Here is a 24269-nt window from a genome sequence, read left to right as displayed (position 1 = left end):
GCGGTTTGTCGCCAAACCGCAACGATTCAGACCTGGTCGAAGAACCGGTCCATCACCCGCGCACCGAACTCCAGCGCGTCGACCGGCACCCGCTCGTCGACGCCGTGGAACAGCGCGGTGAAGTCGAGGTCCTCCGGCAGCCGGAGCGGGGCGAAGCCGTAGGTCCGGATGCCGAGCTTGCCGAAGTGCTTGGCGTCGGTGCCGGCGCTCATGAGGTACGGCGCCACCCGGGCTCCGGGGTCCTCGGCGAGCAGAGAGGCCGTCATCGCATCGACCAGCGGAGTGTCGTACGGCATCTCCCAAGGCGGCTGCTTGGAGAGGTAGTCGACGGTCACGTCGTCGCCGATCAGCTCGCGCAGCGTCGAGAAGAACTCGTCCTCGTAACCGGGCAGGAACCGGCCGTCGGCGTACGCCGTGGCCTCGGTCGGGATGACGTTCACCTTGTAGCCGGCATCGAGCATGGTCGGGTTGATCGAGTTGCGCAGGACCGCGCCGAGCATGCGTACGGCGCCGCCGAACTCGGTGACCAGCTCGGTGGCGTTCTCCGGCGTGGCCTCCACCCCGGCCATCTCGCCGACGGTGGCCAGCAGGGTGCGCATCGTGGGGGTGAGCCGGACGGGCCACTGGTGGGCGCCGATGCGCGCGATCGCCGAGGCCAGCCGGGTCACGGCGTTGTCGTCGTTGACCATCGAGCCGTGCCCTGCTGTGCCACGGGCGGTCAGCTTCATCCAGGCCATGCCTCGCTCGGCCGCCTCGATCAGGTAGAGCCGTTGGCCACGCACGGTGGTCGAGAAGCCGCCGACCTCGCCGACGGCCTCCGTGCAGCCCTCGAACAGGTCGGCGTGGTCGCGGATCAGCACCTCGGCGCCGTGGTGGCCGCCGGCCTCCTCGTCGGCGGTGAAGCAGAGGACGAGCGGCCGCTCGGGCACCCGTCCGGCCCGGGCACGGGCCCGGACCACCGACAGGACCATCGCGTCGAAGTCCTTCATGTCGACCGCGCCCCGGCCCCAGACGTAGCCGTCCTGGACCTCGCCGCTGAACGGGTCGACCTGCCAGTCCTCGGCCCGAGCCGGTACGACGTCCAGGTGACCGTGCACCAGCAGCGCACCGTCGCCCGAGCCGGTGGTCGAGCCCGTCGAGACCCCGCCCCACCGCGCGATCACGTTCGATCGACCGGAACCCGTCTCCACGATCGTCGGCTCGATCCCGACCTCGCTGAGCAGCTCGGCGACGTACTCGGCAGCCTTCCGCTCGCCCGGCCCACGGTTGCTGCCGTCGTTCGTGGTGTCGATGCGGATCAGCCGGTGGCAGAGGTCGACGACCTCGCCGTCGACGGCGTACCGCTCAGGCATCGGACTGCTTGAGCTTGTCCTGCTGCGTCTGCCGCAGGGCGTCCATGTGTGCCTGGGTCGGCGTGCCGTCCGGATGGTGCTTGTGGCACACCATCCACGGGGTTCCCTCGACCGCCATCTTCCCGATCCGCCAGCACCGGTGCACGTGGCACTTGTTGCGGCGGTAGAGACCGGCCGCCGCACCGATCAGGGCCACCTGGCCCAGGTCGGCACCGAACCCTGACCAGAAGGAGTACCACTCGGCGCCATCGAAGCCGAAGAAGTGACTGATGCCGAGCGAGATCACGCCGCCAGTGAATCATGCGTGTGACGTCGCTCCCAGATGCACCTGCCGTTGAGCGGGGGGTGTGACGCAACCGGGTGGGCGGGGCCACATCGGGCCGCCTGGCCGATTTGAGCCTTCACGCTCGGTTTGGCTGACTGGTCGCCGTGCTTGCTACAGCAAGCACTCCCGATCCGAAGGAAATCATGGACTTCCGCACCAGCCTCAAGCGAGCAGCGATCGCTCCCAGCCTGATCGGCCTGGCGATCACGGCGGCCGTCGTCGTACCCGACGATGCTGCTGCCGACTCCGACACTGTCACCCTCGCGGCGTACGAGATCCCTGCTCCGAAGTACATCGAGCGACCTGCGCTGCAGCCGATCGCCTACGAGCTGCCCGTGGCCTCCTACCACCTCACCGGCCGGTTCGGCGACGTGAGCGGTCTGTGGAACACGGTGCACACCGGCCTGGACTTCGCTGCCCCCGCGGGCACCCCGATCCATGCGATCGCCGACGGTGTCGTCGTGTCGACCGAGTACGACGGTTCCTACGGCAACAAGACGGTCGTCAAGCTCGACGACGGCACGGTGCTGTGGTTCTGCCACCAGACCGAGTTCCTCGTGCAGCCCGGCCAGCGGGTCCACACCGGCGAGACCATCGGCACGATCGGCTCGACCGGCAACACCACCGGGCCCCACCTCCACCTCGAGGTCCACCCGCACGGCCAGGACCAGGCGATCGACCCGTTCAGCTGGCTGCGGAAGCAGGGTCTTCGTCCCTGATCAGATTGCCGCGTTAGCGAGCAAGTGCGACGGGTACCGGACTCCACCGGCGGTCACCCCTCGACCGCCTCTGGATAAGGAGGCGAACCCCTCATGATCATCCTCGGAGTGATCCTGCTGGTCCTCGGAGCGGTGCTCAACGTGCCGATCCTCTGGACCCTCGGCATCATCGCTGTCGTCATCGGAGCAGTGCTCTGGATCGCCGGCGCGATGGGCCACGCGATCGGCCCACGCGAACACTATTGGTGAGGCCTGAGCCTCAGGGCAGCCACACCTCGGCCGCCGCTCCGCTGTCGATGGCGGAGCGGCGGCGGCCTGCTTCCACCCGTCGAGGGACCAGTGCGAACCACACCGCGACGTCCGCGATCGCCAGCACCGGCCAGGTCAGCGCCTCCAGGCCCACCCGTACGCCGACCACCTGCACGGCTACCAGGCACATCACGAGCGCCAGCACCTCAGGCACCGTCATCGGCGGCAGCAGGCTGCTGGAGACATAGCGCGGCTTCGGCGTACGACCACTCATGCGCGCACCGTACGTCGCGAGACGCCGCGGCGTCCCGGGAACGCTGCTGGTCGCCCGCCGCTCAGGCTCAGTCGGCGAGGTACCAGGCCGGCAGAGTGCCTGGCGAGAGATCGGTCGCGTCGCCCGGGCGGGTCAGGGTGAGGACGGCCCGCTCGATCTCGCGCCGGGTCTCCAGGGCATCGGCGACGCCGGCGAGACGCGCCGCCACGGCCGACTCCGGAGCATCGCCCGTGAGGTCGACCGCGGCGACCAGGTAGATGCGGTCGGCACCGAGCCACTCCATCCGCAAGAAGCTGACCCGCTCCACGTCGGGGTGCGCGCGCAGCGCCTCCAGGGCACGGTTGCGCGCGAGCGGCGTCACCGACTCGCCGGTGAGGAAGTCGATGTTGCGCCGGATCAGGAAGAGCGCCACCACCCCGAGCAGGATGCCGACGATGATCGACCCCACCGCATCCCACGCCGCGTGCCCGGTCGCCTGGTGCAGCCCGATGCAGGCCGCGGCGATCGCGATGCCGACCAGCGCCGACAGGTCCTCGAGGAACACCGCGCGCAGCATGGGGTTGGAGGTGATCCGCACGTAGCGCAGCGGGTGCAGCCGACGCGCGACCGCCCCCGCCCGGGTCTGTCGCAGCGCCTGCAGGAAGGAGATCCCCTCGAGCGCGGCCGAGACCGCGAGGACGACGTACGCCGTGAGGTACGACGCACCCTCGTCGGGCGCGCGCAGCGCCTGGATGCCATGCCAGATGGAGACCGCCGCACCGACCGTGAACAGCCCGAAGGCGGCGAACATCGACCAGACGTAGCCGACCCGCGCATAGCCCAGCGGGTGCCGGGCATCCGGGGGCTGCGCAGCCCGGCGCTCGCCGATCAGCAGGAAGACCTCGTTGCCGGTGTCGGCCCACGAGTGCGCGGCCTCCGCGGTCATCGACGGCGATCCGGTGATCACCGCCGCGACGGTCTTGGCGATCGCGACGAGGGCGTTCGCGGTGAGGGCGAGGACGACGGTGAACAGACTCTCCCCGCCGGCCGGCTGCTCCGCTGAGGCGCTCACTCCCCCAGCCCGTCCAGGAAGTCGCTGGTCGGCACGAAGTAGAGGCCGCCCGTGACGGCGGTCGAGAAGTCGAGGATCCGATCGGTGGTCCCGACCGGCTCCCCGATGAACATCCGGCGCAGCATCTCCTCGGTGACGCCCGGGTCGGCGGCGTACCCGATGAAGTAGGTGCCGAACTCGGCGGCGCCGACCCGGCCGAAGGGCATGTTCGCGCGCAGGATCTGCCGCTGGACGCCGTCCTCCTCGATCACGGTCAGCCGCGTGTGCGCGTCGGGTGCCTTGGCGTCGTCGGCGAGCTCGACGTCGTTGAGCTTGGTGCGGCCGATGGCGGCCTCCTGCTGCTCGACGGTGAGGTCCTGCCAGGCCGCCATGTCGTGCAGGTACTTCTGCGTGATGACATAGCTGCCGCCGGCGTACGCCGGGTCCTCCTCGCCGATCACGACGGCGGCCTGTGCGGCGGACCCCTCGGGGTTCTCCGTGCCGTCCACGAACCCGAGCAGGTCGCGCTCGTCCCAGGACCGGAAGCCGTGCACCTCGTCGACCACGCGCGCGGCGCCGTCCAGGCGCTGCACCGCGAGCTGGGCGAGCTCGAAGCACATGTCGATGCGGCTCGCACGCAGATGCAGCAGCAGGTCGCCAGGCGTCGACGGGGCCTGGTGCTTCGGCCCGTCCACAGCCGCGAACCGGTGCAGGTGGATCGGGCGCGGGGATCCCGGCACCATCCGGTCCCACAGGTCCGACCCGATGCCGGCCACGCAGCTCAGCGTCGCCTCGGGAACCCGGAAGCCGACCGATCGGCGCAGCCCGCTGAGGTCGCCGAGCAGCTCACGGACCACTGCCTCACCGCCCGGGTCGACCGTGAGCGTCAGGAAGATCGCCGCGTCGCTGAGCGGCGCGAGAACGGCCTGCGTCTGGGGCTCTGTCTTCACAGCTGGGATCCTCGTCTCACATGAAGTTGCGGGTGTGCAGGGCGGACAGGTCCGCGGCCTCGTCGTCGGGGAAGCCGATCGCCGCGAGGCGACGGCGCCGTCCTTGGTCCATCCTGGACTGCAGATCCTGGACCGCGCGCCACCCGCGGCTGATGGCGTCCGGCTCCCAGGACCCCGCAGCCATCAGGACGAGGGCGTCGTAGACCGACTCGTTGAGCCCGCTGGCCTCGCGCAGCGCGTCGTGGCGTCGCTCGATCGCGCCCCGCAGGCGCCCGAGGAAGGCCGGGTCGCTGCGGGTCAGGTGGGTGGTGTGGGCGACCCCGAACACGACGTGGCGGGCCTCGTCCCGCGCCGCGAGGCGGGTGACATCGGCGGTGACCCGGTCCGGCGCGTGGGTGTTGAGGAACTGCAGCAGGTCCACGAACGTGCCCTCCCCCAGCACCGAGAGCAGGAAGGACGCCAAGGTGAAGTCCGGCTCGTCGAGGAGCGTCTGCAACGACTCGCGGCCGGCCACGCTCGACGTACCCATCTCGTCGCGAGCCAGCAGAGCGCGGCGGGTGAAGATCTCGACGTGGCGGGCCTCGTCGGCGATCTGGGACGCGAGCAGCTGCATCACCTCGCGGTAGTGCGGGTGCAGCGAGGCGAGCATCCGGGCCGGGATCATCAGAGCCGCCTGCTCGTTCTCGACCAGGTAGGTCATGACCTGGACGACGGCGTCCTCGATGTCGTCGGGCACTGCCTCGGGCGTCCAGTCGATGACGGTCGCGGGGTCCCACTGCGACGCCGCGGCACGCGCATAGAGGGTCGGCGCGACGTCGGCCCAGACGTGGTCACGCTCCACCCACGCGACATCGAGCGCCGGCCCGCCCTCCTCCACCAGCGCACCTCGCGCCGCGAGGCCCCACCGGCGGTCCGCGATCGCGGCCGGCGCGTCGGCCCGGCCGGCGCGCGTCGCCCCCGCCCAGCGCCGGTCGTCGGAATCGCCCTTGTGCACCGTCACCCGGTGCACGCCCCCCTCGGCCTCCGGCCAGGGCTCGACCCGATGACCCTTCGCCCGGCACCAGGCTCCCAACATCAGAGGCAGCGCCGGGTCGTAGCCCCGCACCTCCAGGCTCTCGCCGCCCCCCAGGACGGCGAGAGCCCGAGCCACGAGCAGATGCCCGCCCTCGTCGAGGGCGAGGTGCTCAAGGTCGATAGCCGACGGCATCGACAGCACCCTCCGCGGAGTAGAAGCCGGTCTCGTCGACCGCGCGCTCGAGCTGGGCGAAGCCGTCGGTCCTGCCCGGGAGCCAGGCCCTGAGGCCCTCGAGGTCGAGCAGACGGCGCACGTGTGGATCGGCGTACGACATCGCCAGGAAGACCTGCGTGAGCCGCTCGACCTCGGCGGCGTCGGCCGACGGACCGGCCGTCATCATGCAGTGGTCGAAGGGCTCGGTGTGGCCCAGGACCCGCAGCGAGCCCGACGGGGCGGTGCCCTCCTGGCTGAACAGCAGCAGGTTGGCGTCCAGGACACAGGCCGCATCGACGTCCCCGGCACGCAGAGCGCGTACGGCGTCGCGCTCGCCGCCGACGTGGTCGCCGTGCAGGCCGACACCGACGTCGTACCGGACCACGTCGAGGTCCTCGCCGATCTCGGAACGCAGGTACGACGACGGGATCAGCGTCGCCTGCGGCGAGTCGATCGCACCCACGCCGATCCGCTTGCCCTTCAGGTCGGCCAGGGTCTCGATACCGCTGTCGGCGCACGTGACGACAGCGGAGCGGAGGTCGCGGTCGGTGTCGCGCATGAAGATCGGCTCCACCGTCACCCCCTCAGCCCGGGCGAGCCGGCTGGCCCGGACCCATGCCAGCGGCGAGTTCCAGGCGAGGTCGACCCGGCCGGCGACGAGGTCCTCGACCTGCCGCTCGTAGTGGGAGTAGAGGACGTAGTCGGTCTCGACCCCCTGGCCGCGCAGGTACGCGCGGAAACCGTCCCAGATGGTGACGACCTTGGGGTCGTAGGCCACGGAGCCGATGAGGAGCACCATCACGCATCACCCAGCAACGGCAGGCCGGTCAGGGCGCGGCCGATGATGTCGAGCAGCGCGTCCGTCGTCGGCGCCATCACACGCGCGGCACGGGCGTCGCGGAAGCGCCGTTCGACGGCCAGCTCCTTGCGGAACGCGGCGCCGCCGCAGGCCGTCATGGCCAGGTCGGAGACGAGCGCGACGCTCTGGTCCGCGGCGGCCTTGGTCTGGAGGACAAGCAGCGGGGCGATCTCGAGGCCGGCGGTCGCCGCCGCGATCGCGTCGGCGATCTGGGCGCGGGTGCGGTCGGTCTCGATGTTCATCTGCGCGAGCCGGGTCCGGCCCGGCAGCTGCTGGGCGAGCGACTGGTCGAGGTGCTCCAGCGACGTGCCGGTCAGGTGGGTGGCCGTGGCCGCGGTGAGCGCCTGCATGGCGCCGAGGCTGGCTGAGGCGTTGAGGACCAGGAACACGGGCAGCACGTGGCCGAGCGCGAGGTCCAGACCGGCACCGTCCTCGCCGAGCATGGCTTCGGGCGAGACCCGTACGCCGTCGGCGACGACCGGGCAGGAGTCGTTGCCGCGCAGGCCCAGGCCGTCGAACGCGTCGGGTGAGGACAGGCCGGCAGCGCTGCTGTCGAGGTACCACAGAGTCATCGCACCGTCGGCGGCCAGCGGACGCGAGGACCAGACATAGCTGTCGGCGTGGTGGGCGGAGGTGACCCAGGACTTGAACGCGTCGAGCACGACCTCGCCGCCGTCCGCGGTGGCGGTGCTCATCGGCGCCCAGAACTGGCTGCGCGAGCCGCGTTCGGAGAACGCCAGGGTAGTCAGATGGCGCCCGGCGCCGATCGCGCTCAGCGAGGCAGCATGACCGGCCGTGGCCAGCATGGCGGTGCCTGAGTAGTGCATGGTCACGACCATGCCGGTCGAGCTGCAGGCGGTCGCCAGCCGGCGTACGAGGTCCGCGGCGGCATCGAGGCCGAGCCCCGCTCCGCCGAACTCAACCGGGACGGTGAGCGCGAGCAGGCCTGCTTCGGCGAGGGCCTGGACGGCGGCCTTCGGGTAGGCGCCGTCGGCGTCGATCGCCGCCGCCTGCGGCGCGACGATCTGCTCGATGATCTGGTCGAGGCGGGCGTCGAGGGGGGTGGGAAGGGTTCCAGGCATGGGTGTTTCTCCGAGTCTGTGGAGTGTGGGAGCCGCCCGACCGGACGGCGAGGAAGGTCGCGGGTCAACGACGGTGCAGCACGGCGGCCTCCTCTCGATCCACGGCGACGTCCGGTTCAGGCGGCCGCGACGTGGGCGCAGCCGTGCGGACGGGACGTTCGCCACTCGACGGAGTCGCCGGACGGGAGCAGGAGCAGCACCCGATTGCCGTCGAGCAGGACGTGCGCGGCGTCCACCCCCAGCAGCCGTGCGACGACGTACGCCGAGCTCAGCCGGGTCACGTCGCGGGTCTCGCCGAGCGGCAGGAGGGAGGCGGTCTCGCTGATCAGCTCGTGCTCCCCGGCCCGCACCACGATCCGCGCGTCCGGAGCGACGCCGCGGGCGGAGACGGCGACCGAGATGTTGTCGAGATCCGCAGAGCCGACGGCGGCGACGGCGACGGCGTGCGAGATCCGCACCCGCTCCAGGACCGCGCGGTCCCCACCGTTGCCGATGACGACCGGGATCCGCAGGTTGCGCGCCACCTCCACCCAGCGGGCGTCGCCGTGCCGCTCCACCGCCACGGCGGGGATCCCGAGGGCCTGCAGGTGGCGGCACAGCCGCAGGCCCACCTGGCCCAGGCCGATCACGACGACGTGGCCGGCGCGCGGGAGCGCGCGGGATCCGAAGAGCCCGATCAGCCGCGGGCCCAGCAGCATGTCGACCAGGCCCGCGGTGAACATGCCGGTGAACAGCACCGAGGACAGCATGGCCACACCGGCGAACACCCCGTAGGCCTCGCCATGATGACCTTCCGGACCGACCGTCGCCGCGACCTGGGCGGCCTCCTGGAAGGCCTCGGGCCAGGGCGTGCCGATGCTCAGCAGCCACGTCCAGTCGCACAGCAACGCCAGCGTGGCGCCCCCGAGACCGAGGTAGAGGATCCGGCTGCCCGCGTCGTGCGGTCGCAGCTGGCCCGCGATCCGACCGCGCAGGGCGCGCATCCGCTCCGACAAGGTACGGCGCCAGGCGTGGCGGGCGACCCCGCTCCCCTCGATCGAGACCGCCTCGGCCCGGTTCTTCGCGGTCGGGAACAGCGCCGCGCCGTCACCGAGGCACGCGGCCACCAGCACCGGAGCCGCGAGCTCGGCCGGTGAGGTGACGATGCACGTCGGCAGGAGGCGGTGCAGCTCATCCGACGTGGTCGCGTCGAAGATCGCAGCGATCAGCGGTACGCCGGGGGCGAAGTGGGCTGCCGCCAGGGCGTAGCGCAACCCCACGTCGTCCTGGTGCAGCAGGACCGCTACCCCGGCCACCTCGGCCTGCAGCGCTACGCGGAGCTCGGCGTCGTCGGGCGCGGGCAGGTGGTGGACAGTGTGCCCACGATCGGTAAGGGCTGCGCAAACGCGGCGGGCCAGCGTGGTCGCACCGATGACGAGGAAACGCTTCGGCGCCCCCGTCACGAGCGCCGGCTCAGCCATCGCGCGATGCCCGCGGCCGCCACGCCGGCCGCCACGATCACGCCCAGCGGCACGAGCTCCTGGCCGGTCTGGCTGGTCGTCGACGCGGCCGCCTCCCTCGTGACCACTCCGCCGGACGGCACCGGGGCGGAGCCCTGCGGGACCGCCGGCACGCCGGTCGGCGCCTGACCGTGGCCATCGCCGGACCAGCTCTCGGACTGGGTGAGCCGGAACAGGTAGACCAGCGCCGGAAGCACCGTGACGCCCGCGAGGCCGACGACGAAGAGCAGCGCCCACAGCGTGGCAGGAGCGCCGGCCCCATCGACGATCTTCAGCTGGTCCACGAGCAGCCACGGGAACTGCGCGACGCCCCACCCGCCCAGGACGCACACGACGGCCGCCACGGCACCCACGCGGGCGGCGGCGTACTTGCGCTTCCACAGCAGGAACAGCGTGGCACCGCCAGCGAGAGCCGACAGCACGATCAGCGGTGAGGCGGGCCCGATCAGGCCGTGGCTCAGGGTCTTGGCGTGTCGGAACAGGGGCACCAGCGCACCGAAGACGATCACTCCGGTGCCGACGCCGACGAGGAGAGCGCGGTGGCGCAGCTCCTCGGACAGCTCGTGGTGTCCGCTGCGCTCCGCGTCGGCGGTCAGGAACGCCCCGGCGAGGAATGCGCAGGTGCCGACGGCGATCAGGCCGCCGAAGATGGAGGTCGGGTTGATCCACGAGCTCCAGACGTCGCCGTACCCGGCGGCCGGGACCCGGCCCGACGCGATCGCACCTGCGGCCGCGCCGAGGAAGAACGGCGTGATGAACGAGGTGGACGCGAAGATGACGCCGAACAGGCGCGCCTGGTCGAGCGTGGCGGCGAACTTGCGGAACGCGAAGCTCGCACCGCGCAGCACGATGCCCAGCAGCGCCAGCAGGATCGGGACGATCAGCGTCGTCATGGCGGCTGAGAACGCGCTCGGGAAGCCCGTCCACCAGATCACCAGGACGTAGATCAGCCAGACGTGGTTGGCCTCCCAGACCGGCCCGATGCTGTGGTCGACGAGCGTGCGGAGCTCGGCTCCGCTGCGGGCGTCGCCGGCGGTGAGGTCGTAGAACCCGGAGCCGAAGTCCGCGCCCGCGAAGACGGCGTAGGCGACGACACCGACGAACAGGGCCGCGCAGACGGCGTAGGCGGCGAACGTCATCGGTGCTCACCTGTGGTGGCCAGGGCCGGCCCGTAGGGACTCGGCAGATCGACCATGCCCGCTCGCCAGCGGCGCGACATGGAGCGGAGTACGACGACGGCGCCGACCGTCATCCCCGAGTAGACGACGACGGTGGTTCCGAACAGCCACCACAGACCTGCGTGGGTGCTGGCCGCGTCGACCGTCTTGAGGTAGCCGTAGACGACCCAGGGCTGACGTCCGACCTCGGTCGCCGTCCATCCGCACTCCAGCGCCATGATCGCGGCCGGCCCCGCGACCGCGCAGGCGCGGAGGAACCACTTGTTCCTCAGCAGATCCCGGCGGCGCCATCGCATGAACCAGAACAGGCAGACCCCGGCCGCCAGCATGCTGCCGAGACCGATCATCGACTGGAACGCCCAGTGCGCGGTGTTGATCTCGGCGGCGACGGGGCGGTCGGCGGCGGGAACGGTGTCCATGCCGGTCACCGGCTTGGTGAGGGAGTTCTCCGCGACCAGCGATCCGACGCGCGGGATGTCGATCGTCCCGCGCACCTTGCCGTCGATCCAGATGCCGCCGATGCGCAGTGGCGAGGGTCCGTCGGTGGTGGTCTCGGCGTACTCGAACGCTGCGAGCTTGGAGGGCTGGTGGCTGTCCATGCCGAAACCGAGCACGTGCCCGATCACCGGCTGCACCAGGGCCGCCACGCTCGCGAACACGAACGGCACGATGAAGCCGAGCCGGTGGTGCTCGTCGCGACGACCCTTCAGCATGCCGATTGCGTACACGCCGGCCATCGTGAAGCCGACGACCATGAAGGCGCCGACCCACATGTGCGCGAACTCCAGCCAGACCCGTGCGTTGAACATCGCCTTCCACGGGTTCACGTCGGTGACCTTGCCGTCGGCGATCTTGAAGCCGGTCGGCCAGTTCATCCAGGCGTTGACCGCGAGGACGCAGAAGGTTCCGACGATGCCCGCGGTGATCATGGGCAGCAGGGCGAGCAGGTGGGCCCGCGGCTTCATCCGTCCCCAGCCGTAGAGGTAGATGCCGAGGAAGATCGCCTCGATGAAGAACGAGAGCCCCTCGAAGGCGAAGGGCAGGCCCAGCACGTCGCCGAACTTGCCCATCAGCCCGGGCCACAGCACGCCGAACTCGAAGCTGAGCACGGTGCCGGACACCGCTCCGATGGCGAACAGCACAGCGGCCACCTTCGACCAGCGCCGCGCCAGCTCGAGTGCGACCGGGTCGTCGCGGCGGATGCCGCGGCGGTGCAAGGCGAAGATCATGGCCGGGAACGCGACGCCGAAGCACGACATCACGATGTGCCAGCCCAGCGACAGGGCCATCTGCTCACGGGCGGGCAGGAGCCCGGGCGGATCGGCGAGGAGGGAGATCATGGGCTTCTCCTAGAGCGTGGCCGCTCGATCAGGTGGCGGAGTTCGCGGTCGCGGTGACGGTCCTGCCGTAGATCGCCCAGTACGAGCCGGCCACGAACACCGCAGCGCCCACGAGGTTGCCGCAGAAGGCGAGGACCAGGTTCATGACGGTGTTGCCGACGGTGACGTCCGGTACGCCGGCGAAGAGGGCGAGCGGCAGGAAGAACATGTTGGCGACGACGTGGTCGAATCCGAGCGCGACGAATGCGGTGATCGGGAAGACGATGCCGAGGATCTTGCCGCCGACGTCCTTGGCGGCGTACGCCAGCCACACGCCGAGGCAGACCAGCCAGTTGCAGCCGACTGCGCGCAGGAAGACCTGCAGGTGCGACTCGATGTGTGCCTTGCCGGCCGCGATGGTCGCGAGTCGCTCGTAGGCGTTGTCGGCGCCGGTCTTGGTCGCACCGGAGCCGACATGTGCGAGATCGACCGCGTGGCTGCCGATGACCCCGGTCTTGTACGCGATGAAGTACGCCACCACCAGGGAGCCGATCAGGTTCATGACGGTCACGACCGCCCAGTTGATCGCCAGCCTCGACGGCGTGATCCGCCGCGCCGCGGCGGCGAGGGGCAACAGCATGAAGTTGCCGGTCAGCAGGTCGGAGCCCGCGATGACGACCAGGATCAGGCCCAGGCTGAACGTCACGCCGGTGATCAGACTCGTCGCGCCACCCCAGGTAGCCGCGACCCCCGACGTCGCGACGATCGCGAGCAGCCCTGCGAACGCGATGTAGGCGCCTCCGAGGAACCCGTTGACCACCATGGAGGGGATCGGCTGGTTGGCCTTCGCCTCCCCCGACGCGACAGCTACAGCCGTCGTCTCCGCAGGCGTGTTGTACCCACTCATCCTGACCGTCCTCTCCCGCATGCGGCCCCAATGCAGCGTGCGATAGTCCAAGGGTGACCGTCTCGCAGCCGGGGCCGTCGGACAAGACCCCACGTCGCGGCTATCGCCGTTTGGTGCGTACCGACAACGGCGGTTAGCCGCCGTGACGGATGGCCGTGCGACGGGCCGCGCGGACTCTGGTCACGATCAGCGGACGACCTGGCGGAGCGAACCGTCCAGCCGCCGGGTCCATCCGCGTCCGTCGAGGTGCTCGAGGAGCGGGATCACCACGCGCCGCGTCGTACCCAGCGCCTGGCGGGCCCCGCTCGTCGTGAACGGCTGCTCGAGACCGGCCAGGACGCGCATCGCGCGGGCGGGGGCGTCGGGCAACAGCACGACGCCGTCACGGAGCCGGAGAAGCCGACCCGCGCGCGCGGCGGCGCCGAGCTCCTTCGGCCCCAGACCCGCCTCCGTCAGGTCATCCGCCTCCGGAGCGTGGAACGGATGCTCGGCGAGGCGCGCCTCGAGCCGTGCGACCGCGACCTCGGCCGCGCCGAGACCGGCGTGCCCGGGCTCGCTGAGGTACCCGTCGCGGCTCGCCACGCGGGCAGCGTCGGCGACCAGGTCCAGGAGAGCGTCCGTGTGCAGCCCGAGCTGGGCGCCAGCCGCGGAGCGGCTCAGACCCGGCGACAGCGGCTGGGTGCTGTGGACCCCGGCCACGAGCTCGCGCAGGCGCGCGGCCCACGCTGTCACGGCATCCGGGTCCACCAGCCAGTCGCCCTCGACCAGCACGCGGTCCGGCACGTCGCCGGTGATGCCCAACCGGCGCAGGAGGGTCAGCTCGACGGCACCGCGCCGCGCGACCTCGGCCGCCACCTGGGAGGCGGGCGTGAGCGCGGCCAGCTCCGCGTCGCGGCACGCTGCGTCCCCGCGGCGACGCAGCGCCGGCGGGTCGACGTCGAGGACCACTGCGCCGCCGAGGATGCGCTCGCCCGGCAGGCGGAGCACGAGCCGGTCCGCGACGCTGACCGGTACCGCTCGGTCGAGGCTGAGCCGGGCCCGGTCCGCCGAGAACGGGCGCACCCGGGCCGACAGGGCGGCCGTGCCGAGGTGTGCTGTCACGTGCTCGGGCATGGCGTCGAAGGCGTCTCCGCCGATGCGTCGTACGTCGATCACGGCGCTGGTCCACCACGCGCCCGGAGTCACGAGTGCGTCGCCGCGCTGCACCTCGCCTGCGCTCACCCCGCGCAGGTTCATCGCAGCCCGGCTCACCGGCCCCAGCTGTTCGGCCGGACGGCCTTCGCTCTGCAGGCCACGCACGGTCACCACCTGGGTCCGGTGCGGTCCGACGAGCTGGAGACGTTCGTCCACCCGGACCGTGCCCGCGGACAGGGTGCCGGTGACCACTGTCCCCGCGCCGGCGATGCTGAACGCGCGATCGACCCAGATCCGCACCCGACCGTCGCGACGCGGGTCGGGCAGCTGGGACAGCACGGCGTCGAGCGCCGCGTCGAGGTCGTCCATGCCGGTGCCGTCGACGGCAGACACCGTCACCGCGGGCGCGTCCGCGAGCCCGGTCGAGGCGAGCTCTCGGCGTACCTCGGCCAGCACGTCGGTGGGCCGATGTGCCCGGTCCGAGCGGGTCAGCACGATCACGCCGTGTGAGATGCCGAGCGCAGCGATCGCGTCACGGTGGTCGCTGGACTGGGCCTGCCAGCCCTCGTCGGCAGCGACGACGAACAGCACCACCGGCGTGGGCCCCAGGCCCGCCAGCATGTTGCCGAGGAAGCGCTCGTGGCCCGGGACGTCGACGAACGCCACGTCGCGACCCGAGGCGAGCGTGGTCCACGCGAACCCGAGATCGATGGTCAGGCCGCGGCGGCGCTCCTCGGCCCAGCGATCCGGCTCCATGCCGGTGAGGGCGCGAAGCAGGGTGCTCTTGCCGTGGTCGACATGACCGGCAGTGGCGACGACGTACACCTCAGGCGTCCGCCAGCCCCGCGAGCACGTCGCCGATGACCCGGGCGACGACGGCGTCCTGGCCCTCTGGGACGCAGCGCAGGTCGACCAGGCACAGCCCGCCGCGGGTGTGGGCGAGGACCGCGGGATCGGCGGCGCGCAGCGCCTCCGCTGCGGCCTCGGGCAGTGCCAGCGCCCATCCGTGCAGCGGCAGGCCGGGCGCGCCGCCGCCGCCGACCCGGCCGTCGTGCGGCACCACGTCCACCCTCAGCTTCGCCGCCAGCTCCCCGGTACGGCGGCGCAGCTCGTCGGGCTCGGCATGGATCGCGCGCGCCACCGGGGAGTCGGCTCCGTTCAGCGTCGCCTCCAGCGCCGCCAGGGTCAGCTTGTCGATGCGTACGGCGCGCGCCAGCGGGTGTCGCGCAAGACGCTGGACGAGGTCGCTGCGACCCAGCAGCAGCCCGGCCTGCGGGCCGCCCAGCAGCTTGTCCCCGCTGGCGATCACGAGGTCGGCGCCCGCCGCCAGCGCGGTGGCGGCGTCGGGCTCGTCGGGGAGCGTCGCGTCGGGCTCGAGCAGGCCGCTGCCGAGGTCCGCGACGAGCGGCACGTCGAGGTGCGCGCGCAGCTCCGCCAGGGACACCTCGCTGGTGAAGCCCTCGACCCGGAAGTTGCTCGGGTGCACCTTGAGCACGCACCCGGTCTCGGGGCCGATCGCGTCGAGGTAGTCGCGCAGGTGGGTCCGGTTTGTCGTTCCTACCTCGCGCAGGCGGGCGCCGGTGGACGCGATGAGGTCGGGCAGCCGGAAGCCCGCGCCGATCTCGACCAGCTCTCCGCGGCCGATGACGACCTCCCGGCCCGCCGCGAGCGCGGTGGTCGCCAGCACCAGGGCGGCGGCGCCGTTGTTCACCACCAGCGCATCCTCAGCCGCCGGACAGCGACGCAGCAGGGCCGCACGAGCCGCGACACCGCGCTTCGAGCGCAGGCCGGTGGCGAGGTCGAGCTCCACGTCGACGTACCCGCTCGCGGCGACGACCGCCTCCACGGCGTCCTGCGACAACGGTGCCCGGCCGAGGTTGGTGTGGACGACCACCCCGGTGGCGTTGATGACCGGGGTGAGGCTCGCGGCGCGGCGCGACATCAGCGACTCCTGCACCACGGAGCGGACCTCGTCCGGTGCCAGCTCCCCGCGGCGCGCCCGATCCTGGACGTCGAGGATCACCGAGCGCACGAACGCATCACCCCACCGGCCGCGGGCCGCCACCGCCTCGGGAAGCTCGAGCAGCAGGTCCGTGCGCGGGATCAGACGCCGCGGATCGACCTCCGTCATCGCCACACCTCCCGCCCTCGACACCTGTCTGCGTGGCGGAGGCGGACGGGAATCGAACCCGCCAGACCGAGATACTCGGCCTCACCGGTGTTGAAGACCGGGGGGCCCACCAGGAACCCAGACGCCTCCACGCGGGGAACAACCTACTGGTCTACGCTCCTGAACGTGAGCACCGCCGAGACGATCCGCCTCACCGGCTACGCCCATGGAGGCGGGTGTGCGTGCAAGATCCCGCCCGGCGAGCTGGAGGACGCGGTCCGAGGCCTGACCGGTCAATCCGGGGCCGAGGTGCTGGTCGGCCTCGACGCGGGCGACGACGCGGCGGCGGTCCGCGTGGGTGACATCGCCGTGCTCTCGACGGCCGACTTCTTCACCCCCGTCGTCGACGATGCCTACGACTGGGGCCGCATCGCCGCCGCCAACGCGCTGTCCGACATCTACGCCATGGGCGGTACGCCGATCATGGCGATCAACCTCGTCGGCTGGCCCCGTGGCGTCCTCCCGATGGAGCTGATGACCGAGGTCCTGCGCGGCGGCCTCGACATCGCCCAGCAGGCGGGCTGCCCGGTCATCGGCGGGCACACCATCGACGACCCCGAGCCCAAGTACGGCATGGCGGTCACCGGGGTCGCCGACCCCGCGCGGCTGCTGCGCAACGACGCGGCTGCGGCGGGCCTCCCGCTGACCCTGACCAAGCCGATCGGCGTGGGGCTGCTGAACAACCTGCACAAGCAGACCGGCGCGGTGTCGCACGCCGCCATCGAGGTGATGACGACGCTGAACCGCGACGCCTCGATCGCCGCGCTCGACGCCGGCGCGGTCGCTGCCACGGACGTGACCGGGTTCGGTCTCCTCGGCCACCTGTTCAAGATGTGCCGTGCCTCGGGCACCGGAGCCGTGATCGACAGCGCCGCCGTACCCCTGGTCGACGGTGCCCGCGCGGCCCTCGATGCCGGCTACGTCTCCGGCGGCACGCACCGCAACCTCGACTGGGTCCGGCCGCACCTTGCCGTCGCCGGTGTCGCCGAGGCCGAGCTCCTGCTGTTGGCCGACGCCCAGACCTCGGGCGGGCTCCTGGTCGTGGGCGAGGTCCCGGGCTACCCGGTGATCGGGCACACCACGACGTCCGGGGTCATCGAGATCCGCTGAGGTCGATGGTTCGATACGCCGCACGCCGGCGCTCGCGCCCCCTCGACCAACGACAAGCCAAGTCGTTGGTTGAGTAGCCCGAGCCGCTAGGCGAGGGCGTATCGAAACCACCGACGGCGCGTCAGCCGGCCGTTGTTATCGAATCGTTGGTGATGCCGGCGGCACGCCGCTCGGCCAGGCGGCGCTTCTGCGGCTCGACGGTGTAGCGGGGGTCCTTTGCCGAGTGCAGGCCCGCCTCGAACACCCCGAATCGGGTGAACGCCGAGGCGGTCATCAGGGCCGCCCCGGAGGCCACCGCGACCGACCGCGAGCGTCCCCCGAACAGCGAGCCGATGCCGCCGGCGATCGCCAGCCGCTCGGCCCACTTCAACAGCTTCCCGGGGGTGCCGTGGTGCAGCGGCTCGAGCAGCACCGGGTCCATCCGGCTCTCCATGTACTTCATGGCCGCGATGTCCCCGACCACGCCGAGCTGGGCCAGCAGCCGCGCGGGACCGGTCTCCGAGGTGGGCGTGGTGATCATGGCGAGGCCGCCGGAGGCCAATGACGCGGAGCTGATGAAGACGAACGGCAGGTCGCGGTGCGCACCGTTCCAGGTCGGTACGGCGGTGTCGGCGAGCAGCACGGCCGTGTACCCGGCCAACGGCGGCCCGAACAGCCCCGCCTCGAGGCCGGCAGGGCCCTCGATGAGACGCAGCAGCTTGCGCAGCGGGCCGAGGGGCAGCCGGTCGCCGGTCATCCGGTCGACCTCGTTCGCGACCGCACCGCTCAGACCGATGCTGAACGCGGTCAGGATCCACGACCCGACGCTCATCGGCGAGGTCACCTTGAAGGTGCGCAGCATGTTGTAGAACCGCGAGGGCTTGCCGAGGTCGGCGACCAGCGCCGCCCCGGAGATGCCGACAGCCGTCATCGCGCCCAGGCGGGCGTTGCGGCGCAACGTCTCGCGACCGGTCAGCTGCGCGCCGGCGGCGATGACCCCCGACCCGCCGGCGACGCCGCCGACGAACAGGTACAGCGCGACCGGCCACTCCCACGGAGGCGGCTTGACGATGTTGTGCCCGTAGTAGGAGCTGAACTCGATGGGCGGGACCATCGACTCCTCGTGGTTCCCGTTGCCCCCGGGCCGGAACCCCGCGGCCCGCTTGCGCTTGCCGCCGCGCTTTTTGCGCGGCATCTCCGGCGGGCGGACGCTGTCGTACTCGGACGTGCTCATCGGCGGCCCTTGAGGAAGGAGAAGGTGGCTGCTCCGACCATGCCGAGCATCGCCATGCCGGCGCGCTTGTACATGGTCATCAGGTCGGCGGTGCACACGCGCGGGTCCGGCGGCAGGCCATAGACCTCGGGCTCGTCGAGGAGCAGGAAGACCGAGCCGATCCCCCCGACGCCGTCGAGCTCGTTGGCGCCGTACAGGCGGGCCTCGGTCATGCCCTGGGCGTGCAGCTCCGCAACCCGCTCGCGGGCCTGGCTGACCATGTGGTCGTGGTCGCCGAACTTGATCGACGTGGTCGGACACGTCTTGGCGCATGCCGGCGTCTCGTCGTCGAGGAGCCGGTCATAGCAGAGCGTGCACTTCTGGGCCACGCCCCGCTTGGGGATGTCGGGCTGCTCGCCCTTGCGCTCGCCGGCGCGCGTGGTGGGGGCCGCCGTACCGTCGCTGCGCCGTTCGACCACGCCGAACGGGCAGCCACCGACGCAGGTGCCGCAGCCGTTGCACACGTCCGCCTGGACGACCACCGTGCCGAACTCGGTGCGGAACAGCGCGCCGGTCGGGCAGACGTCGAGACACCCCGCGTGCGTGCAGTGCTTGCAGACGTCCGAGGCCATCAGCCAGCGGAACTCGGGCGTGTCCGGGACGTAGGCCTCGGTCGAGTCGGCGCTCGGCTCCTCGACGGGCCGCAGCGTCGGCATCCCGAGCTCGACCAGCGCCCGGCCCGAGGCCTTGGCCTCCGCGATCCGGTCGGCGCCCTGCTCGATGAACGCCACGTGTCGCCAGGTGGAGGCGCCGAGCGCCTGGGTGTTGTCGTAGGACCACCCCGTCAGTTCCAGGTCGCCGTCGCGCGGGTTCTCGTTCCACTGCTTGCACGCGACCTCGCACGCCTTGCAGCCGATGCAGATGGATGTGTCGGTGAAGAAGCCCTTGCGGTGCTGGTGCGTGTGCCAGTCGACATCCGCGATCGGGTCGGTCGGCCCCGCGAGCTGGCCCATCAGTCCTCCTGTGCGACGTGCGGCGTGATGCGGACGTTGTCGGTCTCGACGGTCACTCCGGCGCGCTCCTGGTACTCCCGGACCAGGGCGAGCAGGTCCGTCCCGTGCGGCCGGCGTCCAGCGATGACCTCGCAGGAGCCGACCTTCGACTCCTGGATCTGCGTGTTCGGGTCCAGCGTGACACCGATGAGGTCGTTGGCGGCATCACCCTCGACGACCGCGTCACTCCCCTGGCCCCAGTGGTAGGGCAGCCCGACCTGCTGGACCTCGCGGCCGTTGATCGTGAGCGTCTTGACCCGCTCGGTCACGAGCACGCGTGCCTCGATCGCCGCACGCGGCGAGATGATCGTTGCCCAACCGCCGTTCTCGAGCCCGCGCTCGGCGGCCAGCTCGGGAGAGATCTCGCAGAACATCTCCGGCTGCAGCTCGGCAAGGTACGGCGACCAACGGCTCATGCCGCCGGCCGTGTGGTGCTCGGTCAGCCGGTAGGTCGTGAACACGCACGGGTAGACGTCGGCACCGGGTTCGCCGAAGCTCGGCGCGTCCATGTTGTCCTCGCGGGCGTAGATGACCCGCGTCGGCGCCTGCTGCTGGGTGTAGAGCGCGTTGTCGACCGGCGATTCCTGCGCCTCGAAGTGCGTCGGCAGCGGACCGTCCACGAGGCCCTGCGGTGCGAACAGCCAGCCCTTGCCGTCGGCCTGCATGATGAACGGGTCGTCACCCGCGATCGCGGCCGCGCCGCCCAGGTCGGGGTCGGGGCGGGCGTGCGGAGCACGGTCGACCGGGAAGTCGGGCACGTCGGGACCGACCCAGAGGCCGGCCTCCTCGTCCCACCACATGTACTTCTTGCGCTCGCTCCAAGGCTTGCCGTCGGGGTCGGCGGAGGCCCGGTTGTAGAGCATCCTTCGGTCCGCCGGCCACACCCAGCCCCAGTCGGACTGGGTGAGACCCGGCCCGCCGTGCGGCGTACGCCGAGCAGCGTGGTTGGTCCCGTCGGCGTACACACCGGTGTAGATCCAGCAACCGCCGGCGGTGGTCCCGTCCGCACGCATCTCGGTGTAGGACGTGAGGAACTTGCCCTTGTCGGGCCCGTCGACGTAGAAGCCGTTGATCTCGGCCAGGACCGCCTCGGGGTCCGGGTTGCCGTGCTCGTCGGGCGGGTAGTCCCAGGTCATGTCGAGCAGCGGGCGGTCGCGCTCGTCGGGCGAGTCCGCGAGCCGCTCCCGGATCTTGTTGCCGAGCTCGTAGAAGAAGTCCAGCTCGCTCTGCGCCTGGCCCGGCGGCTGCACCGCCTGGTGGCGCCATTGCACCATCCGCTGGGTCTGGGTGAAGGAGCCGGCCTTCTCGACGTGGGTGGCCGCCGGCATGAAGAACACCTCGGTCGCGATGTCCTCGGTGCGCAGCTCGCCCGATGCGATCTCCGGCCCCTCCTTCCACCAGGTCGCGGACTCGATCATGTTGAGGTCACGGACCACCAGCCACTTCAGGTGCGACATGCCCAGCCGCTGCTGGCGGCTGTTGGGTGTGCCGACGGCCGGGTTCTGGCCGAGGATGAAGTAGCCGTCGACCTGGTCGTTGAGCATGTCGATGCAGGTCTGGTACGTGCTGTGCGGGCCGTTCAACCGGGGCAGGTAGTCGAAGCACCAATCGTTCTCGGCCGTCGCCGCATCACCGAAGTAGGCCTTGAGCAGGCTGACCGCATAGCTCTCCGCGTCGGCCCAGTATCCCTTCTGCTTCTTGGACGCGATGCTGTCGACCCACTCGCGGAAGGTGTCGTGCTTGCCGACGGACGGCATCGGGAGGTAGCCGGGCAGCAGGTTGAACAGGGTCGGGATGTCGGTCGAGCCCTGGATGCTGGCGTGACCGCGCAGCGCCATGATGCCGCTGCCCGGTCGACCCACGTTGCCCATCAGCAGCTGCAGGATGGCGGAGGTCCGGATGAACTGCGCCCCCTGCGTGTGCTGGGTCCAACCGGTGGCGTACCCGAACGTGGTGGTGCGCTCCCGACCGGAGTTCGAGGCGATCGAGTCGGCGAGGTAGTCGAAGTCGGCGCGGCTGATGCCGCACATGCTCTCGACCATCTCCGGGGTGTAGCGGGAGTAGTGCCGCTTGAGGATCTGGAACACCGAGCGCGGGTGCTGCAGGGTGTCGTCACGCAGGACCTTCGCGTGCTCGAGGGCGGGGCCGCCCGAGCCGTGCTCGTCGCCGGCCGCCCGCTCCCCGGCGCTGGCGCCGTGCTCGACCCCACCGTCGGGGCTCTGGATCGAGTCGTCGGTGCCCTCGTCCGTCGCATAGGCCCAGGTCGACCGGTCGTAGGTTCCGGTCTCCGGGTCGAAACCCGAGAACAGGCCGTCCAGGTCCTCGGCGTCGCGGAAGTCCTCGTTGATCAGCGTCGCCGCGTTGGTGTAGGCGACGACGTACTCGCGGAAGTAGAGCTCGTTGCTGATCATGTGGTTGATCAGCGCGCCGAGCAGCACGATGTCGGAGCCGGCCCGGATCGGGATGTGGCGATCAGCGACCGCACCGGTCCGGGTGAACCGAGGATCCACGTGGATCAGGCGAGCACCGCGCGCCTTGGCCTCGGTCACCCACTGGAAGCCCACGGGATGAGCCTCCGCCATGTTGCCGCCCATCAGGACGATGCAGTCCGCGTTGGCCATGTCCTGCAAGGACTGGGTGGCCCCACCGCGGCCGAACGAGGCTCCCAGACTGGGAACCGTGGCGGAGTGTCAAATACGGGCCTGGTTCTCGATCTGTATCGCGCCCGCGGCGGTGAAGAGCTTCTTGATGAGGTAGTTCTCTTCGTTGTCCAGTGTCGCGCCGCCGAGCGAGGCGATCCCCATGGTGCGCCGCAGCTTGCGGCCCTTGGCGTCAAGTTCCTGCCATCCGCGGCGGCGAGCCTCGACGAAGCGGTCCGCGATCATGTCGATCGCCTGGTCACGGTCGAGGTCGGTCCACTCGCTGGCGTAGGGCGCGCGGTAGCGGATCGTGGTGGTCCGCAGCGGGTTGGTGACCAGCTGCGCGCTCGAGGAGCCCTTGGGGCAGAGCCTGCCACGCGAGATCGGCGAGTCCGGGTCGCCCTCGATCTGGATGACCCTCTCGTCCTTGACGTAGACCTTCTGCCCGCACCCGACCGCGCAGAACGGGCAGACGCTCTGCACGACCCGGTCTGCGGTCGCGTTGCGCGACTCCATCGCCTTGGTCTTGGCGGACTGCACCGCCGGTCCACGGCCGAAACGGTCACCCGAGCGCAGCTGGCGCAGGACCGGCCATTCGAGAGGACTCAGTGACGCCATGATCCGACACTAGCGGCCGCGCGGAGTCGGACAGAAGGGGTCGGACGCGGGTTTGTCGCGGACGTCAAAGCCTGTTGTCGGCCCGTCGCCCGCGCGTCATGTTGACGGCGTACGACGCCGCGGCAAGCTCCGCCAGGGCGAACGCGTCGGAGGTCGAGCGCCCGGTCAGCTCGTGGATCCGCCGCAGCCGGTACCTCACCGTGTTCGCGTGGCAGTGCAGCACCGAGGCCGCGACCTCGGCCGAACCGGCGGTGTCCAGGTATGCCGCGAGCGTGTCCAGCAGGGCGTCACGGTCGTCCGCGGCGAGCGCCAGCACGCCGCCCAGCACCTCCTCGGCCAAGCGGTCGCCCTCGGTGGGCGACTGTGCCATGAGCGCCGCGAGAGGGCTCTCGGCGAACATCGTCACCCCGGTCGAGCCCCTCGGCCGCATGGTGAGTGCTGCGCGTGCCAGCGAGAGTGCCCGCGGCGACCCGCCGATCGCTCGGTAGCGCGGACTCACACCGACGCGCGTCCGGGCGACGGACCCGAGAATCTCGAGCATCTCCTCAACCTGCTTCTCCTGCACGGCCACGATGCCGAGCTGCAGCGCCGGCGTCAGCCGCCAGGCGGAGGCGATGGTGGCCGCACCCAGCGCAGCCTCGATGCCGGGCAGCGCTTCCTCGGCAAGCCGGCGCGTCTCGGCCGCGACCACGACCAGGTCCCCGTCGGGCGGCAGCCCGAGCAGTGCTGCGGCGTCCCACGGCCCGGCGTCGGACGCGACCTGACCGGTGAGCACCGCCTCGACCAGTGCGCCACGTCGTCGCTGCTGCTTCAGCATCAACTCGGCGGTCGTCATCCGGTAGGCCTCGGTGACAGCCACCGCGTGACGATCGGTCACCTGCCAGACGTGGCTGGCGGCATCGAGCAGTGCCGACTCCGACGAACCCATGTCGCGGGCCCGCGCGCGGGCGACGAGCGCGTCCCACAGGGTGGCGAAGCTGATCCGGTAGGCCTGCAGCACCTCGGGCAGCGGCGCTCCCTGGTGCGCCCGCCGCCGGCCGGTCTCCCGCGGTACGTCGAGATCCGGGGGCGTCTCCGGGTCCGCGAGCGCCGCGATCATGAACCGCATGTTCTGCGTGACCGAGCGCGCCAGCTCCGACGCAGGGACGATCTCACCACTCGCATAGAGCGTGATCCGGTCCCGGACGAGATCGCAGGCCTCGGTCACCAGGACCGCGAGCTCACCTTCGGCCCAGTCCGCGAGCTCGGCGAGCACCGGCTCCCGGATCGCCGTCATCGGGGCCACCTCACGTCGTCCTGCATGATCGCGAATCTACCGCTGCTCGGTGCGTCCTCCACTGTCCGCCGAGGCCGTACACCTCGGCCTTGCCGGCAGGCACAGCG

At 71.2% G+C, this 24269-nt stretch carries 21 protein-coding genes and 1 tRNA gene; 3 read left to right on the top strand and 19 right to left on the bottom strand.

Annotation, left to right across the window (positions count from 1 at the left end):
- Positions 1-26: 26 nt before the first annotated feature.
- Both ACYVJ3_RS07250 and ACYVJ3_RS07245 read right to left on the bottom strand, forming a co-directional pair.
- A complete protein-coding gene (locus tag ACYVJ3_RS07250) occupies positions 27-1352 on the bottom strand; it encodes a M20/M25/M40 family metallo-hydrolase (RefSeq protein WP_460852035.1) in 1326 nt (441 codons plus the stop codon).
- A complete protein-coding gene (locus tag ACYVJ3_RS07245; RefSeq protein WP_460852034.1) occupies positions 1345-1638 on the bottom strand; it encodes a hypothetical protein in 294 nt (97 codons plus the stop codon). Before ACYVJ3_RS07245 ends, ACYVJ3_RS07250 begins: the two co-directional genes overlap by 8 nt.
- Before the next feature lie 182 nt (positions 1639-1820).
- Here ACYVJ3_RS07245 and ACYVJ3_RS07240 point away from each other — a divergent pair, with 182 nt between their 5' ends.
- Together ACYVJ3_RS07240 and ACYVJ3_RS07235 are read left to right on the top strand one after the other, a co-directional pair.
- Positions 1821-2396: a M23 family metallopeptidase gene (locus tag ACYVJ3_RS07240; protein WP_460852033.1), complete on the top strand. Its 576-nt coding sequence runs from the start codon at positions 1821-1823 to the stop codon at positions 2394-2396.
- 93 nt (positions 2397-2489) lie between these two features.
- Entirely contained in the window at positions 2490-2645 is a 156-nt protein-coding gene (locus ACYVJ3_RS07235) for a DUF6131 family protein (RefSeq protein ID WP_460852031.1), read from the top strand.
- Positions 2646-2655: 10 nt separating this feature from the next.
- Here ACYVJ3_RS07235 and ACYVJ3_RS07230 read toward each other — a convergent pair whose 3' ends face one another.
- From ACYVJ3_RS07230 to ACYVJ3_RS07170, 13 genes are all read right to left on the bottom strand, one after another.
- On the bottom strand, positions 2656-2919 hold the full coding sequence (locus tag ACYVJ3_RS07230; RefSeq protein ID WP_460852030.1) for a hypothetical protein: 264 nt from the start codon (positions 2917-2919) through the stop codon (positions 2656-2658).
- A 67-nt stretch (positions 2920-2986) separates the two neighbouring features.
- Positions 2987-3970, bottom strand: a complete 984-nt coding sequence (locus ACYVJ3_RS07225; protein ID WP_460852028.1) for a cation diffusion facilitator family transporter — start codon at positions 3968-3970, stop codon at positions 2987-2989.
- A complete protein-coding gene (locus tag ACYVJ3_RS07220; RefSeq protein WP_460852027.1) occupies positions 3967-4899 on the bottom strand; it encodes a Dyp-type peroxidase in 933 nt (310 codons plus the stop codon). The genes ACYVJ3_RS07225 and ACYVJ3_RS07220 overlap by 4 nt, the downstream gene beginning before the upstream one ends.
- Positions 4900-4915: 16 nt before the next feature.
- Entirely contained in the window at positions 4916-6106 is a 1191-nt protein-coding gene (locus tag ACYVJ3_RS07215) for a hypothetical protein (RefSeq protein WP_460852026.1), read from the bottom strand.
- Complete coding sequence (locus ACYVJ3_RS07210) at positions 6084-6926, bottom strand: phosphate/phosphite/phosphonate ABC transporter substrate-binding protein (RefSeq protein ID WP_460852025.1); 843 nt, start codon at positions 6924-6926, stop codon at positions 6084-6086. The genes ACYVJ3_RS07215 and ACYVJ3_RS07210 overlap by 23 nt, the downstream gene beginning before the upstream one ends.
- Positions 6926-8068 (bottom strand): acyl-CoA dehydrogenase family protein, encoded by a 1143-nt coding sequence (locus ACYVJ3_RS07205; protein WP_460852024.1) that lies wholly within the window; start codon positions 8066-8068, stop codon positions 6926-6928. The genes ACYVJ3_RS07210 and ACYVJ3_RS07205 overlap by 1 nt, the downstream gene beginning before the upstream one ends.
- A 116-nt stretch (positions 8069-8184) precedes the next feature.
- Positions 8185-9528, bottom strand: coding sequence for an NAD-binding protein (locus ACYVJ3_RS07200; protein WP_460852023.1), 1344 nt, complete (start codon positions 9526-9528; stop codon positions 8185-8187).
- Positions 9507-10706 (bottom strand): cytochrome d ubiquinol oxidase subunit II, encoded by a 1200-nt coding sequence (locus tag ACYVJ3_RS07195; protein WP_460852021.1) that lies wholly within the window; start codon positions 10704-10706, stop codon positions 9507-9509. Before ACYVJ3_RS07195 ends, ACYVJ3_RS07200 begins: the two co-directional genes overlap by 22 nt.
- On the bottom strand, positions 10703-12085 hold the full coding sequence (locus tag ACYVJ3_RS07190) for a cytochrome ubiquinol oxidase subunit I (protein ID WP_460852020.1): 1383 nt from the start codon (positions 12083-12085) through the stop codon (positions 10703-10705). The genes ACYVJ3_RS07195 and ACYVJ3_RS07190 overlap by 4 nt, the downstream gene beginning before the upstream one ends.
- Before the next feature lie 28 nt (positions 12086-12113).
- Positions 12114-12971 carry a formate/nitrite transporter family protein gene (locus ACYVJ3_RS07185; RefSeq protein WP_460852019.1) on the bottom strand — a complete coding sequence of 286 codons (858 nt, stop codon included), beginning with the start codon at positions 12969-12971 and terminating at the stop codon, positions 12114-12116.
- A 186-nt stretch (positions 12972-13157) separates the two neighbouring features.
- Positions 13158-14930, bottom strand: coding sequence for a selenocysteine-specific translation elongation factor (gene selB / locus ACYVJ3_RS07180; protein WP_460852017.1), 1773 nt, complete (start codon positions 14928-14930; stop codon positions 13158-13160).
- Between the two features lies 1 nt (position 14931).
- Positions 14932-16236, bottom strand: coding sequence for an L-seryl-tRNA(Sec) selenium transferase (gene selA, locus ACYVJ3_RS07175; RefSeq protein WP_460852015.1), 1305 nt, complete (start codon positions 16234-16236; stop codon positions 14932-14934).
- A gap of 33 nt (positions 16237-16269) precedes the next feature.
- A tRNA-Sec gene (locus ACYVJ3_RS07170) sits at positions 16270-16365 on the bottom strand.
- 36 nt (positions 16366-16401) lie between these two features.
- Between ACYVJ3_RS07170 and selD the strand changes: the two genes are divergently transcribed.
- Positions 16402-17385, top strand: coding sequence for a selenide, water dikinase SelD (gene selD / locus ACYVJ3_RS07165; protein WP_460852014.1), 984 nt, complete (start codon positions 16402-16404; stop codon positions 17383-17385).
- 121 nt (positions 17386-17506) lie between these two features.
- On the opposite strand, the gene nrfD is transcribed toward selD, so the two are convergent.
- From nrfD to ACYVJ3_RS07145, 4 genes are all read right to left on the bottom strand, one after another.
- Entirely contained in the window at positions 17507-18598 is a 1092-nt protein-coding gene (gene nrfD / locus ACYVJ3_RS07160) for an NrfD/PsrC family molybdoenzyme membrane anchor subunit (protein ID WP_460852012.1), read from the bottom strand.
- Complete coding sequence (locus tag ACYVJ3_RS07155; protein ID WP_460852011.1) at positions 18595-19590, bottom strand: 4Fe-4S dicluster domain-containing protein; 996 nt, start codon at positions 19588-19590, stop codon at positions 18595-18597. The genes nrfD and ACYVJ3_RS07155 overlap by 4 nt, the downstream gene beginning before the upstream one ends.
- Positions 19590-22886, bottom strand: a complete 3297-nt coding sequence (gene fdh, locus ACYVJ3_RS07150) for a formate dehydrogenase (protein WP_460852010.1) — start codon at positions 22884-22886, stop codon at positions 19590-19592. Before fdh ends, ACYVJ3_RS07155 begins: the two co-directional genes overlap by 1 nt.
- Before the next feature lie 64 nt (positions 22887-22950).
- Complete coding sequence (locus ACYVJ3_RS07145; protein ID WP_460852009.1) at positions 22951-24162, bottom strand: PucR family transcriptional regulator; 1212 nt, start codon at positions 24160-24162, stop codon at positions 22951-22953.
- Positions 24163-24269: the final 107 nt, after the last annotated feature.

The sequence above is a fragment of the Nocardioides montaniterrae genome, from assembly GCF_054782655.1.
Note: the sequence above shows the minus strand (reverse complement) of the source record. Positions and strands in the feature narration are given on the sequence as shown.